The 13,222-nt window shown below is 64.2% G+C and carries 11 protein-coding genes and 1 other RNA gene; 6 read left to right on the forward strand and 6 right to left on the reverse strand.

Going from position 1 to position 13,222, the window contains the following annotated elements; genetic code table 11:
• Nucleotides 1-305: 305 nt before the first annotated feature.
• Complete coding sequence (locus WKV53_RS24215; protein WP_341407408.1) at nt 306-743, reverse strand: RNA recognition motif domain-containing protein; 438 nt, start codon at nt 741-743, stop codon at nt 306-308.
• A gap of 297 nt (nt 744-1,040) precedes the next feature.
• Here WKV53_RS24215 and WKV53_RS24220 point away from each other — a divergent pair, with 297 nt between their 5' ends.
• A complete protein-coding gene (locus WKV53_RS24220; protein WP_341407409.1) occupies nt 1,041-2,162 on the forward strand; it encodes an acyl-CoA desaturase in 1,122 nt (373 codons plus the stop codon).
• 116 nt (nt 2,163-2,278) lie between these two features.
• The gene (locus WKV53_RS24225; RefSeq protein ID WP_341407410.1) at nt 2,279-4,333 is read left to right on the forward strand and encodes a glycosyltransferase; all 2,055 of its coding nucleotides are present in this window, start codon (nt 2,279-2,281) and stop codon (nt 4,331-4,333) included.
• Here the strand turns inward: WKV53_RS24225 and WKV53_RS24230 are convergent.
• Entirely contained in the window at nt 4,310-5,212 is a 903-nt protein-coding gene (locus WKV53_RS24230) for a hypothetical protein (RefSeq protein ID WP_341407411.1), read from the reverse strand. The two genes, WKV53_RS24225 and WKV53_RS24230, sit on opposite strands and share 24 nt — an antisense overlap.
• A gap of 80 nt (nt 5,213-5,292) precedes the next feature.
• Between WKV53_RS24230 and queA the strand changes: the two genes are divergently transcribed.
• The gene (queA, locus tag WKV53_RS24235; protein ID WP_341407412.1) at nt 5,293-6,285 is read left to right on the forward strand and encodes a tRNA preQ1(34) S-adenosylmethionine ribosyltransferase-isomerase QueA; all 993 of its coding nucleotides are present in this window, start codon (nt 5,293-5,295) and stop codon (nt 6,283-6,285) included.
• 47 nt (nt 6,286-6,332) lie between these two features.
• An RNA gene (ffs, locus tag WKV53_RS24240) (signal recognition particle sRNA small type) lies at nt 6,333-6,427 on the forward strand.
• A 19-nt stretch (nt 6,428-6,446) separates the two neighbouring features.
• Here the strand turns inward: ffs and WKV53_RS24245 are convergent.
• The 4 genes from WKV53_RS24245 to WKV53_RS24260 all read right to left on the reverse strand — a co-directional run bounded on the left by WKV53_RS24245 (nt 6,447) and on the right by WKV53_RS24260 (nt 12,023).
• The gene (locus WKV53_RS24245; RefSeq protein WP_341407413.1) at nt 6,447-7,184 is read right to left on the reverse strand and encodes a M23 family metallopeptidase; all 738 of its coding nucleotides are present in this window, start codon (nt 7,182-7,184) and stop codon (nt 6,447-6,449) included.
• A gap of 11 nt (nt 7,185-7,195) precedes the next feature.
• Nucleotides 7,196-8,530, reverse strand: a complete 1,335-nt coding sequence (locus WKV53_RS24250; RefSeq protein WP_341407414.1) for an OmpA family protein — start codon at nt 8,528-8,530, stop codon at nt 7,196-7,198.
• Between the two features lie 76 nt (nt 8,531-8,606).
• On the reverse strand, nt 8,607-10,151 hold the full coding sequence (locus WKV53_RS24255) for a trypsin-like peptidase domain-containing protein (protein WP_341407415.1): 1,545 nt from the start codon (nt 10,149-10,151) through the stop codon (nt 8,607-8,609).
• Between the two features lie 102 nt (nt 10,152-10,253).
• On the reverse strand, nt 10,254-12,023 hold the full coding sequence (locus tag WKV53_RS24260) for a hypothetical protein (RefSeq protein ID WP_341407416.1): 1,770 nt from the start codon (nt 12,021-12,023) through the stop codon (nt 10,254-10,256).
• 194 nt (nt 12,024-12,217) lie between these two features.
• Here WKV53_RS24260 and WKV53_RS24265 point away from each other — a divergent pair, with 194 nt between their 5' ends.
• Nucleotides 12,218-12,619, forward strand: a complete 402-nt coding sequence (locus WKV53_RS24265; protein ID WP_341407417.1) for an acyl-CoA thioesterase — start codon at nt 12,218-12,220, stop codon at nt 12,617-12,619.
• 104 nt (nt 12,620-12,723) lie between these two features.
• On the forward strand, nt 12,724-13,194 hold the full coding sequence (locus WKV53_RS24270) for a hypothetical protein (RefSeq protein WP_341407418.1): 471 nt from the start codon (nt 12,724-12,726) through the stop codon (nt 13,192-13,194).
• Nucleotides 13,195-13,222: the final 28 nt, after the last annotated feature.

Raw genomic sequence — 13,222 nt, forward strand, 5'->3', positions numbered from 1 at the left:
AAAAGCCCGCTGGCGGAGGCCAAGCGGGCGGGGACAGGCGGCGATCGCGTTTATTTCCGATCCATCACGACATGTCCCCGCAGACGACGAGGTCGTCCATGGCGGCGGGCATGCGGAACATCTTCATAGGTTCGGGCACAGGCGTAGCGCCCGGCGGCCGGGGTGTCAAACTCCCCGGCGGCATCAATCCCGTCACTTCACCTTTCGTTCCATCTGGAGCGGGATCCTCCGGACACGAAAAAGGCGGCACCCCGCGAGGGACGCCGCCTTGGAAAATAGTCCGGGAGTGCCGGGCTGGCTTGTGATTACCAGCGACGGCCACCGCCGCCGCCGCCACCACCGTAGCCGCCCTTGCCACCGCCGCCGCCGCCACCACGGCGATCGCCGCCGTAGCCACCGCCGCCGCCACCACCACCGCCGCCGCCACGGCGTTCGCCGTAGCCGCCGCCACCACCACCACCGCGGCGCTCACCGCCGAATCCGCCACCGGAGCGCTCTTCGCGCGGGCGGGCTTCGTTCACGGTCAGGTTGCGACCGCCGAAGTCCTGGCCATCGAGGCCCTTGATCGCGGCATCCATGGCTTCCTTGCTGCCCATGGTGATGAAGGCAAAGCCGCGCGGGCGGCCGGTTTCACGATCCATCATCAGGGAAACATCGGTGACTTCACCGAACTGGCCGAAGGCGTCGCGCAGGTCGTCTTCGCTGGCGGAAAAGGGGAGGTTCCCCACGTACATCTTACTCATTTCTAATCAGTTGGCCCGAAATCCTACTTATCTTCGACTGTCCCCGAGGAACCGGGTTTCAGATCACCACCGAATGCAACATCCGTCTAATGATGACCCTCCATGCCTTGAATCTGCCAGGTGGCGAGCGCTCGGGGAGCGTGCCCGTTTAAAAGCAATCCACAAGCCCGGAATTTCAAAAAGAATACTTAGGGTTTCCACGCAATCGGCCAAAAGAAACCGCCACCAAGTCGCTGCGAGATTGACCGCACCGCCTAACCAAGCTATCGGTCGCCGCCCTCCGGGGCATAGTACTTCATGAAATTGAGCATTCCCTTCGAGCGGGTGGATTGGATCAACACGGTCTTCCTGGGTATCATCACCTTGCTCGCCCTTATCGCTGCTCCCATCTACCTCTGGCATTACGATGCCGGTCCGGTGCTCTGGAGTCTGTTTGCTTTCTACTGCATCGCCACGGGCATGAGCATCACGCTCGGCTACCACCGGCTATTCTCGCACCTCTCCTTCAAGGCCAAGTGGCCGGTGCGCCTCGCTACTCTGGTCTTCGGTGCCTGCGCCTTTGAAAACTCCGCGCTGAACTGGTGCTCCGACCACCGCCGCCACCACAAGCACACGGACCACGACGACGATCCGTACGACATTTCCAAGGGCTTCTTCTGGGCCCACATCGGCTGGATCCTCTTCAAGACCCTGCCTGAGCCGCCGCTCGATAACGTGAACGACCTCCGCAAGGACAAGCTTGTCATGTGGCAACACCGCTGGGACAAGCTGATCTCGCTGGTCGTCGGCCTGCTACTGCCTGCCGTGATTGGCTACTTCGCCGTCGGCGGTGCCGCGGGAGCGCTCGGTGGCTTCCTGATCGTCGGCGTGCTGCGCGTCTTCTGCGTCCAGCAGTGCACCTTCTTCATCAACTCGCTCTGCCACACCATCGGCCGCCAGCCTTACTCGACCCGCTGCAGCGCCCGTGACAGCTTCGTGATGTCGCTCGTCACCTTCGGCGAGGGTTACCACAACTACCACCACGAGTTCCAACACGACTACCGCAATGGTGTGAAGCCGTGGAACTTCGACCCCACCAAGTGGGCGATCTGGGCACTTTCGAAAGTGGGTCTCGCCAGTGACCTGCGCCGCGTGCCCGCCACCAAGGTGCTGCTGGCCGAAATGGCCGAAGCCCGCCGCCGCGCAAACCAAGAGCTGGAGCGCCTTCAAGCTCAGAACGATCATCCGCTGCGTGACAAGGCCCTCGAGGCCATGAACGCCGTGATCGAGCGCATGAGCGCCAATTACCACGAACTGGAAAAGGCCATGGCCGACCGCGTGGAGCTCTCCCGCAATGCGCTCCAACGCTGGCGGAAGGAGACCCGCGAGATGCTGCAGAATGCCATCGAGATCCGCCGTGGACGCTCGGTCGCTGCCTGAACTTGAGCCGATCTTTTCAAAAAGGCCGTCCGGGGAACCGGGCGGCCTTTTTCGTTTCGGGAAGGTTCGATGCTTGGGGCTTGGAAGTTTCGGCCCGCTCCGTAGGTTTGCGCCCGATGGAGCCCCTGAGCGTCGATGGCAAATTCTTCCGGTCCGGGGGAAGGCGCTGTGACGTCCGGGCGGTGACCTACGGGCCCTTTCCCGGCGGCTGGCCGGCGGACTTCACGGCCGATTTCGACCGGATCGTGGGAACCGGCTTCAATGCGCTGCGGCTCTACGAAATGCCGGACCGGCGGCTGCTGGATGCGGCGCTGGAGCACGGGCTCCGCGTCTTCGGTGGCCTGCGCTGGCCGCAGGCGGTCGATTTCCTGAAGGACGATCAAGTTCTCTCCGCCGCCCGGGTGTCGCTGGCCGAAAGCCTGCGCAACGCGGAAGGCCACCCTGCCCTCGCCGGTGTATACGTGGCCAATGAAGTGCCGGCCGACCTGGTCCGCTGGATGGGGCCGGTGCAGGTCCGGCGGGAGCTGGAGCACCTGATCCAGCTCGGGAAGGAAATCCGGCCGGACTTGCTGTGGTGCTACGGAAACTACCCGAGCACCGAGTACCTCGAACCGGAAAACGCCGACTTCACAGCCTTCAACGTCTACCTAGAGGACGAAGTCGCCTTCCGCAGCTACCTGCGGCGGCTGCATCACATCGCCGGCGACCGGCCGGTGGTGATCTCGGAGTTCGGGCTCGATTCGCGGCGCAACGGCACCGCGAAGCAGGCCGGAATCCTGGCGTGGGCCATCCGCATCGCACGCGAGGAAGGCATGGCCGGCATGACCGTCTATGCGTGGAGCGACCGCTGGTGGAATGCGGGCATGGAAGTACCGGACTGGGACTTCGGCCTGATCGACCGCGAAGGCATCGAGAAACCGGCGCTCGCCGCGGTTCGCGATGCCTGGGGAAAAGGCTCCAAAGCGGCCGATAAAACGTTCTCGGTCATCGTTTGCACCCGGAATGGCGCTTCGCGGATCGCGGCGTGCCTTGCGGCGCTGGAAAAGCAGACCTTGCCTGCCCACGAGATCATCGTGGTCGATGATGGCTCCACCGATGGTACGACGGATCTAGTAGCAACGCGTTTTCCGAAGGTGCTGCTGCTGACGCTGGAACCCGGAGGCCTGAGTGCCGCGCGCAATGCGGGTGCCGAGGCAGCCACCGGGGAAATCCTCGCCTTCACCGATGACGATTGCGAGGCGGACGAAGGCTGGCTCGCCGGACTGGCCGGTGCCTTCGACAAAGGATGGGACGCAGCGGGGGGACCGAACCTGCCACCGCCGCCGCAGACCGATGCCGAAGCGATCGTCGCCGCGGCACCCGGCGCGCCGAGCCATGTGATGCTCGACGACGCCGAAGCCGAGCACCTCCCGGGCTGCAATATCTCCGTACTACGAACGGCGTACTTCGACATCGGCGGCTTCGATCCCCAGTTCACCACCGCGGGCGACGACGTCGACTTTTGCTGGCGGCTGCGAGACAAGGGCTACCGGCTCGGCTTCGCGCCGGCCGCCTTTGTCTGGCACCACCGCCGCCCCTCCCTGCGCGCCTTCCTCCGCCAGCAGATCGGCTATGGCAAGGCGGAGGCCCTGCTCATCGCGAAGCACCCGCAGCGCTTCACCGCCGCCGGCAATGCGAAGTGGGACGGCTTCATTTACTCCGGCGGACCGGTCCGTGCGGTGGAAGGCTCGATCATCTACTTCGGCCGGATGGGCCAGGCGGGCTACCAGGGCGTGACGGATCGCATGCAACCGCTGCGTCCGCTCGATCCCCGCTTCGATGACTTCCTCAGCCGCGAACGTCTTCATCTGCTCGAGTGGCTGCAGCCCAGGGTGCGGGCCTGGTTCCGCTGCCAACACTGGATGCTCTCTAACAACGGGGCAAAGGTGCCGGGGCTTCCGAGCCCGGATACGGAGCTCTCGATCTGGTCCGAGGAAGGAAAGACCCGCGATGAGTTTCTCCAACAGCTCCTTGCCGAGGGTTGGAAAGCAGGCGGCGGCACCGATGCCTGGGACGTGGAAAAGAATGGCACCCGGCTGCTGCTAGCCACCGAACGCGGCGACGGCATCGGCAAGCGCACGCTGATCCGCGTATGGGGAGATGCCCGGCTATTTTCCCTTGGCCGGAGCTGAATTCGGCAGCGGCGTGAGGGACCCGGCCTTCACATCCACCTGATACCATCGCTTCGCCGACCGGATGTAGATGGCCGCCTGCTTGCCATCGCGTGACAGTGCCATGCTGGAGCCGGACGAGCAGTCTTCCAGCTCGTCCCATTTCAGCGGGAGGTGCTTCTCGTAGGCATCGGCATTCGGCACGCGGATCACATTCCCCCAGCCGCTGCCGCCGGTCCGGCTGAGTTCGACCAGCAAGTGCTTTTCGAGAGGCAGGATCTCATGGGCACTCACTCCGCCGCTATTGGCGTCGCTCGTTTCCTGCGCGGCCAAGGGCCAGATGCGGGTGCCGCTGAGCACGAATGGAAGCTCCTCAGAATCATTCGTGTCGATCGCTCCTTTCCACAGATCGCCGTGAACCGCGAAGTAAAGATTACCGGAGGGATCGAAGACTGGATTCCTTGCATAGGCGGCGCGGCGATTGAAGACCTTGCCCACCTTCCCCGGTTGCTTGGGATCGAGGACCCACCACTGCGGCTCACCATTTTCCTTCGAGGTGGTGACCAGCACCCGGCCGCTCTTCGGATCGCAGGCCACGTCGTCCACGGTGACTTCGACGGGAGCACTCCAGAGCTCCGTCCAGGCGTCGGTGGCGGGATTCCAACTCATCACCCGCTGGCCGCCGGCTAAAAGCAACGCGTCCGCCGTGGCCGAAAGTCCCACATACTCCACCTGGAAATCCTCGGGAAACTTCAGCTCGCTCTCGGTGGCCTTGGCCAGGTCCAGGATCAGGACACCACTGTCGCCTTGGCGGGCCACGCGCTTGCCATCCGGCAGGAAAGCGGCGGAGCCCGCGAAAAGCGCGGGTGACAGGAGGAGCGCGACCAGCAGCGGTTTCATCGTGACATAACCAAGCAGACCGCTGCGCCGCCGTCGAGGCAGGCCTTGCAGCCGGCGGTCGTCGCCGCTACAGCCGGGGCATGGGTTTGCGGACGAGCGACTTCCACTACGACCTGCCGCCGGAGCTGATCGCCTCCCGGCCGCTAGAGGAGCGCGCGGCCTCGCGGATGATGGTGGTGCACCGCGACTCGGGAATCATCGAGCACCGAATGTTCCGCGACTTCCCCGAATACCTGCGGCCGGAGGACCTGCTGGTGCTGAACGACACCAAGGTCATCCCCGCCCGCGTGTTCTCGGATGATGGCAAGATCGAGCTGCTCTGCCTCGACCGGCTTTCACCCCTCGAATGGCGATGCCTGGTGAGGCCGGGCAAGAAGATGCGCACCGGCAAGACCGTGATCGTCGGCGGAACTACTGGAACTGTAGTAGATGTCTTCGACAATGGCGACCGCTTGATCCGCTGGGATGCACCGGTCGACCTCGACAAGGTCGGCCACCTCGCGCTGCCGCACTACATGAACCGTGAGGATGAAGTCGCCGACCGCGAGCGGTACCAGACCGTCTTCGCCCGTGAGGAAGGAGCCATCGCTGCGCCGACCGCGGGGCTGCACTTCACGCCGGAGATGTTAGAAAAAATCCCGCACGCGTTCCTCACGCTGCACGTCGGCGTCGGCACCTTCCGGCCGGTGCAGGTGGACACACCGGAGGAGCATGAGATGCACTCCGAGCGCTACCTGCTTTCCAAGGAGACCGCGCAGCGGGTCAACGAAGCCAGCCGGGTGATCGCCGTCGGCACCACGGCGACGCGGGTGCTGGAGCATCTGGGTCGAAGCAGCACGGAGACCCGCTTGATCGGGGAAGAACAGCGCGGCGAGACGGATATCTTCATCTACCCGCCGTATCCATTCCGCGTGATCGGTGGGCTGCTGACGAATTTCCACCTGCCGGAAAGCACGCTGATCATGCTGGTGAGCGCCTTCGCCGGCCGCGAATTAGTCATGGAGGCCTACCGCCAGGCGGTGCAGGAGCGCTACCGCTTCTACAGCTACGGCGACTGCATGCTGCTGGTGTGACGAAAAACCGTTGCGCAGGCCGGTATCGGCGCCTTTACTCCGCCTGCTGTCAGGGGCCGTGGAGGTTCGGCAGGCGAATCCCGCCAGGCCTTGATCGGAGCAACGGTAGTTTGTCCGTGCTTGCCGCGGTTCCCTGGCAGCACTCTTTTTTCCCTCACGCGCTACTTCAGCGCGGTGGCCAAGGGCGAAGGCGCCAGATCGTCCGGCGCATTCCCCGCGAGTTCCGTGATGGTCTTCACCGGGTCCAAGCGGTTCAGCGGAAACATCCCGTAGCCGGATCCCACGTCGATCCCGTCGCCACGACGCATCTCGAAATGCAGGTGCGCGGGATAGTAGCCGTTCGCCGTTCCGACCGTTCCGATCCTGGCACCGCGAGCCACCAATCCGCCGGCCGACACATCGATGCGATCCAGGTGCGCATACATCGACTCCAGCACGCGGCCCTCGCGATCGCGATGCGCCACGATGATCGTCTTGCCCCAACCGGGCGACGGCTCGCCAGCAAACGCCACCAGCCCGTCAGCCGTCGCGAACACAGGATCGCCGAGGTCCGTATTCCGGCCACCGATGCCATTGAGGTCATCGCCTGTATGGTGACCGCCGCGATCGGCATTCATCTCCCAGAATTGCTGCGCATTGTAAGTGAGCGCGCCATGCTCCGAGCCCAGCGGACTTTCAAAACGGGTGGCTGCCGGTATCTCCGCAAGTTGCCACGCGGAAAAGCCATGCAGCCGATAGCGCGGCTGGCCATCGGCCGGGAGCATCAGCGGCGCATCCGCATCCTGGAAACCGGTAAGCGCCTCGATGGGCGGCACCACCGGCGGACGGTCCTGCCAAAGCGCGGTGCCGAGCATGCCGGCCGCGGCTGTTAGAAAAATCAACGACGAACGCGCGGCCATGCGAAATCAGATCAATCGAAGTCGAGATAGATCTCCGCACGGCGGTTGGCGCGGCGGCCTTCGGGATTGTCCCCGCCACTCTCGGTGAAGTTCGGTCGGCGCGGCTGCGACTGGCCCTTCGCCACCGTGATGATCTGATTCTCCGCGACACCCGTCTTCACCAGATACTCCTTCACGAAATTCGCCCGGCGCAGGGAGAGCTTCTCGTTGTAGGGCTCCGTGCCGAGCGCGTCGGTGTGGCCGGAAAGCGTAAGCTGCTTCGCAGGGTCGGTCTTGAGAATCTGCGCCACGATATCGAGCTGCCGCTCCGTGCGCGGCGCGAGCGTGTCCTCGTCGAAGCCGAAATAGAGCACCAGCGTATCGCCGCCCTTCGGGTTCTTCAGCAGCGGCGTGTAGTAGACATCGCCTCCCGCGACGCGCTTCGCGTAGTCGGCGAGAAGCTGGTCGAGATTGATGTCAGAGACACGCCAGTGGCCGTTCTGTTCCGGCTGGCGCAGCACCATCGAAAACTCCGCGGCATCGCTGCCATCCGCTGCCACCACCCGGGCGATATATCCGCAGGTATCCGGCCGCTGGAACATCGCGCGCAGGGGCTTGTCGGCGCGCAGGTTGTAGTTGCCGTCTTCGAAGAGAATGCACAGCCCCGCAATCTTCGCATCGGAGACCGTGGCGGGATCGGCGAACTCCTTCGCTAGCTCGAACTGCTGGTGCAACGTCGCCTGCAGGAAGGCATCGGCAATGCCCAGCGCATCCACGAGCACCGCCTTCGGCACCGGCTCACCGGGGGCAGGAGGAAGCACCAGCGATTGGACGGACCACTTGCCGGCCTCGTTCTTGAGATCGAAGAAAATCCGGTCGCGGCCGGCTTCCACGCCATCGAGCCAGAGCGCCCAACGAGCGCGCTTGTTCAGCTCGAGCTCGCCGACTTCCTGCACGGCATTCGGCTTGCGAAGCTTCGGCGTCTGGGTCGCGAGCTGGGCCAGTCGCTTGCGCGTGCCGTCATCCAGCGCCTGCTTGCCGATCAGCTGCCCCAGCTTTTCGAAGTCACCCGTCTCCAGCGCGGTACCGATCTTGCCCAGCAACTCGGCCGGATTCACCGCGGCCAGGCCCACCCCGGCATTCGCCAGCGCGGCTTCCGGATCGACCGGACCATCCACCACCGACTCCTTCTGATTCGCGGGAATGTTCTCCGGTGTGGGAGCTACCGTTTTCTTTTCCTCCACGACCGGCGCGTGCGGTGGCGGCGGCGCCGTTGGTTTCCCGCGATAAACGTAGAGGGCACCCACACCGGCGGCCAAGACGATGGCACCGGCGAGGAAAGCGAGTGGGAAGCGAGACTCTTGCATGGCTGGCGACGCGCCCGGGAGCGCAAGGAAAGGGATGCCCCTTCAACGTCCGATCCACAACCGCTTTATCCCCGGATCATCGCTCGGGCTCAGGCTGGGGGTCCTGCGGAACAGTTGGGGATGGATCCGGCTCGGCCTTTTCTTCTTCCTTCCGCGGCAGCGCCGGCAGGTTTGCCTTCATCTCCTGCCCGTTCCGGAAGAGGTGCACGGTGGTCGCCTGCGCCGAAACGGAATTGGCAAGGAATTGATAGAACTCGATGGAGTTCGAGATGAGGCTCTCGTTCACTCCGAAAATCAAATCGCCGGGGCGAATGAGGTTTGTCGCCAAGGCTCCCGGACGGACGCGTACGGCCACCACACCTCTGAACCCGCGCACACGCTCTTGCGACGTCAGGTCACGCACGTCGAGACCGATCGCCATCAGGGTCTCCTGGGGATCCCGCATCTTTCCCTGGGTGATTTCCGGCATTTCGACCGTCTCGGTCTGGCCTTCCGAAATAGTCGCCTCCAGCGTCATCTCACTGCCGGCCCGCCAGATGCGCAGCGCCACCTTCTGGCCGACGCGCGTGCGCTGGACCAGATTGATCAGCTGGGTGGTGTCGCGGATCTGCTTGCCGTCGAAGGAGGTGATCACGTCGTTTTCCTTCAGGCCCGCCTTCTCGGCCGGCGAGTCAGGACCCACCGCCACCACCACGCCACCTTCCAGCATCCGCACGCCGAGATAGCCGCGCACCGGCCGGCCGCGCTCGAGGATTGAGTGCAGTGTGTCCTTCACGTCATTCGACGGGATGGAGAAGCCGACGCCTTGGAAGCCCGGCTTGTCACGGTCCGGCGTGAAGATCGCCGAATTGATGCCGATGATTTCGCCCTGCAGGTTCACCAGCGGGCCGCCGGAGTTGCCGGGGTTGATCGCCGCATCCGTCTGGAAGAGATCCTTCTGCGTATCGGAAAGCGAGCGCTCGACGGCGGAAATGATGCCGCGGGTGATGGTCTCGCCGAGGCCGAAGGGATTGCCGATCGCGAAGACATTCTGCCCCGGCCGCACCAGCGAGGAATCGCCGAACTTCAGCGGCTGGAAGGTCGTCTTGCCGTCGCCCTCGATCTTCAGCACCGCGATGTCCAGCAGCCGGTCTTCCCCGATCAAGGTCGCCGGAAATTGTTTTCCCGGCTGGCCGTTCACCATCGGCAGGGTGACTTGGATTTTCTCTTGGTCGGCGATGACGTGGTAATTCGTCACCACGTGGCCTTCCAGACTCACGATCACGCCCGAGCCTTGGCCCTGGGTCGGGACGGACTGGAAGCGCATGCGGCCGTAGCCATCGAATAGCCGGCGCTCGCGGATACCGGTGGTATCAATGCTCACCACGGACGGCACCACCGCACCGGTCAGCTTGATATACTCCTCATCGAGGCGGGCAAGCAGCTGCACGTCCCCCAGCTCCAGCGGAGCCCGGTCGGAAAGCGTGTAGTGCTCGGGGCGGAATTCCTGGTTCTCGGCCGCTTTGCCACCGGCCCACAGCCGTGCGAAGCCCTGCGGGCCATTCCGAATGAGATAGACGGCGCCGAAGGCGACCGCGAACACGGCCGCCAATGCCATCAGGCGGCGAATGCCTTGCTGCATGGGATGTAAGGGGGTGAGGGTGTGAGTGATACAGGACGCGGAAGGACCCTCAAGGCAAGGAAATCCCACCGCCGCGGCCCCTCGTTAGAAGGCAGCCGGGAATCAATTGCCCGGCGGGGTCGCCGGTGTCGGCTTCGGCAGCGGGTAGTCTTCCTCATCACCCGCTGCGGTGGTCAGTTCGCGGAGGGCCTTCTGGTAGGCTTCGCGAGCCGTCTTGGCAGCCAGGGTTTTCTTCGGGGTGACCGTGCCGTAGTCGTCCTCTGCCTTCGAAAGCATGCGGGCCAGCGCGCGGAGGGCATCGGTGGCCTCCATCGCAGACTTGTGGAGATCGCGGTCGCGGATGTCGATGTAGCCATTCAGCGAATCCAAGATCTTGCGGCTCGTCTCATGAGCCTTTTCGAGGCCGTATTCGGCTCCCTTTTCGCCGTAACTGACCTGGACCTTCATGACCACGGCCACGGGCTCCAAGGCGGTGCGAATCTCACGCGCCAGAATCGCACGCGGCAGCGAGCGAGCGCGGCTGCTGTTTCCCTGCAAGGCCAACATTTTCGCCGAGGCGTGCTTGGGAAAGGCGTCTGCCACTTCCTTCAGCCGCTGCTGCGTCGCCGGGTTCGCCACGAAGTTGCCGAGGGTCTTCCCCTCGCCCACCTTGCGGATTTCGGCGAAGCGCTTCATCGCTTCCCCCACCGGCCCTTCCGGGGTGGCGGCGGCGAGGTCGCACAGCTCGCCCACCGTGCCGGCCAGCAGCACCTCTCGCTTCATGAAAAACGCGCCATCGTCCATGGTGACCAGTGCCGGCAGGAACTCCGCCGCCTGCTCCGGCAGGATCAAGCGCCCGCCGCCCGGCATCGCCGAAAGCGCCCGCAGCGAATTCCAGAACTTCGGCGGCAGCTCCAGCTTCCCGCCCTCCCCGACCTGCGACAGCGTGATGGCCGCCGGCACTTTCCCGGTCAGCGCGCCGTCCAGAAGCAGGGCGGCGGTACCGGTCACGGCCGCGCCATTGCTCGGGATCGAATAAGCTGACTTGCCAAATCCCAGCGTGACCTTCAGCCCCGCGGGCAAGGTTCCATGGCGCGCTTCCATGGCTGCCTCCAGCGCATGGAGCGGCTTCGCCAAGCGCTCGGTGATCTTCTCATCCGGCATCGCCACGGTCGGCTTGCCTTCTCCCGTGACGTCGCCGTGAAAGCTCACCTTCACCGCCTGCAGGGATTCCGCGCCGGTCTCCACGCTCATCACCCACAGCGGCATGGCCAATTCCAAATCCGCGAGGGCCAGCGGCTGCGGAGCGGGCTTGGGGCCCTTACCCGAGCCACCATCGGCAGGATCCGGCTCTACCGGTTTCACCGGCTTTTTCGTCTGAAAGGCTTCCTTGGCAGCCACCCAATCCTTCCACGCACCTTGCTCGCTGGGATGCTCCTGCGCCTTCGGGTGGCGTGGATCCGCTACCGCCAGCACATCGCCCAGACAGGCGGCCAGGGCATTCCCGTCTGAGCCCGCTTCTGGCATCTCCAGCCAGGAAAGCGTCTGCCACGCGCGACTCCGCGCCCGCTCGATTTCCTTTTCGTCCGGCACCTCGGGCTTCTCGCCCTTTTCTGCCGCGGCGATCAAATCCCGTGCCTGCCGGTTCGCCGGGTCCAGTGCCAAGGCCAGCGCTGCCATCTGCGCCATTGCCCGACGTTCCCCTGCCCCTTCGCCTTTTTCCGCCGCTGCCAAGACGGTGACCTGCCGCGAGAGCGAGGTCATCGTGTCCACGTCCACCGGCAGCTTGTCCCGGCGAAACGGCACCGGCCCCTCCGCCGGAGGAACGAACGCTCCCATCCCCGGCAACAGCAGGGCACCCCACATCAAAAACCCGCGCGAGACGCATCGCATGGCACTCATTCTAACCGCCTCATACGGGTGTCCGCGAGGGAGAATTCCATGGATAGCCCTGAACTTCGAACTCTGAAGGCTGAACTTTGAACTCCGAATGGAACGGCCCGGAGAACTCGGCTGCGGGCTGCCTTTCGATTCAGCGTTCAGAGTTCGATGTTCAAAGTTCAGAGTTCGATGTTCACCCTCACCCCATGCCCTTGCCCGCCGAGCTCCGCCACACCACCCGCGAGGAAGTCATGTTCTTCGACACCGACATCGGCGGCGTGGTCCACAATCTCGCCTACCTGCGGATGATCGAAACCTGCCGCACCAAGCTCGCCGGGCTCATGGGCATGGACCTCCGCGGCATGGCGGACAGCAAGCTCTACCCGGTCGTCGTCCGCACCGAGATCGACTACAAGCGCCCCGCCACCCTCGGCGATGCCCTGCTCATCCACGGCCGCCTCGATGAACTCCAGCGCGCCCGCTTCTGGTGCGCCTTCGAAGTCCGCCGCGAAAGCGACGACGCCCTCCTCATCACCTGCCGCCAATGCCTCGCGCTCGTCCAGATGCCGGAAGGCAGGCCGGTACGGCTGCCCGCCGAATGGCTTTGATAAGGGGTGTCGACGTTCCGTCGACGCGACACACAGCCACCACACTTCAGAGTTTCCCAGCTGCTCGCCAGAGCTCAGGGTCAGGCGTTCGATCATCCATCGCGATGCCTCCCCGTCCCCTCCACCGTTGGAAATCCTTCTGGTTCGGCGTCCTCGTCTTCAGCTTCCTCGGCTGGTCGTGGATGGCATCCATCGAAAAGCCCGGCGGCATCGCAATTGGAACTCCAGTGCTCGAAGCGGGCATGGCGTACACCGGCGGAAGCATGGTGCTTTTCTCCAGCGGACCACCGGGAAGTTTCGGTATCGGGCTCTTCAGCTATCCGATGGCACCCGAACCAACGTGGTTTCCATCTGGGATCGAGGCCCAATATTCTCGATCTCACGGCGTCAGCGAAACCACTCACGGAACACTTCCGAGCGGTGCGCAGACGATTTCCATCTCATGCGGATTCTCTTCGACCCACTGCCACGTCCGAGTCGCCCACTGGCTCCTCATCCCTTTCTTCCTGCTCATCTGGTCTGGCTTTCTCTTCTACCGTTACCGGCGAACGGAACGCCGCGCCGCAGGCGCATAGGGGGTGTCGACGTTCCGTCGACACCCGG

This window comes from Luteolibacter sp. Y139, from assembly GCF_038066715.1.
Lineage (GTDB): Bacteria > Verrucomicrobiota > Verrucomicrobiia > Verrucomicrobiales > Akkermansiaceae > Haloferula > Haloferula soli.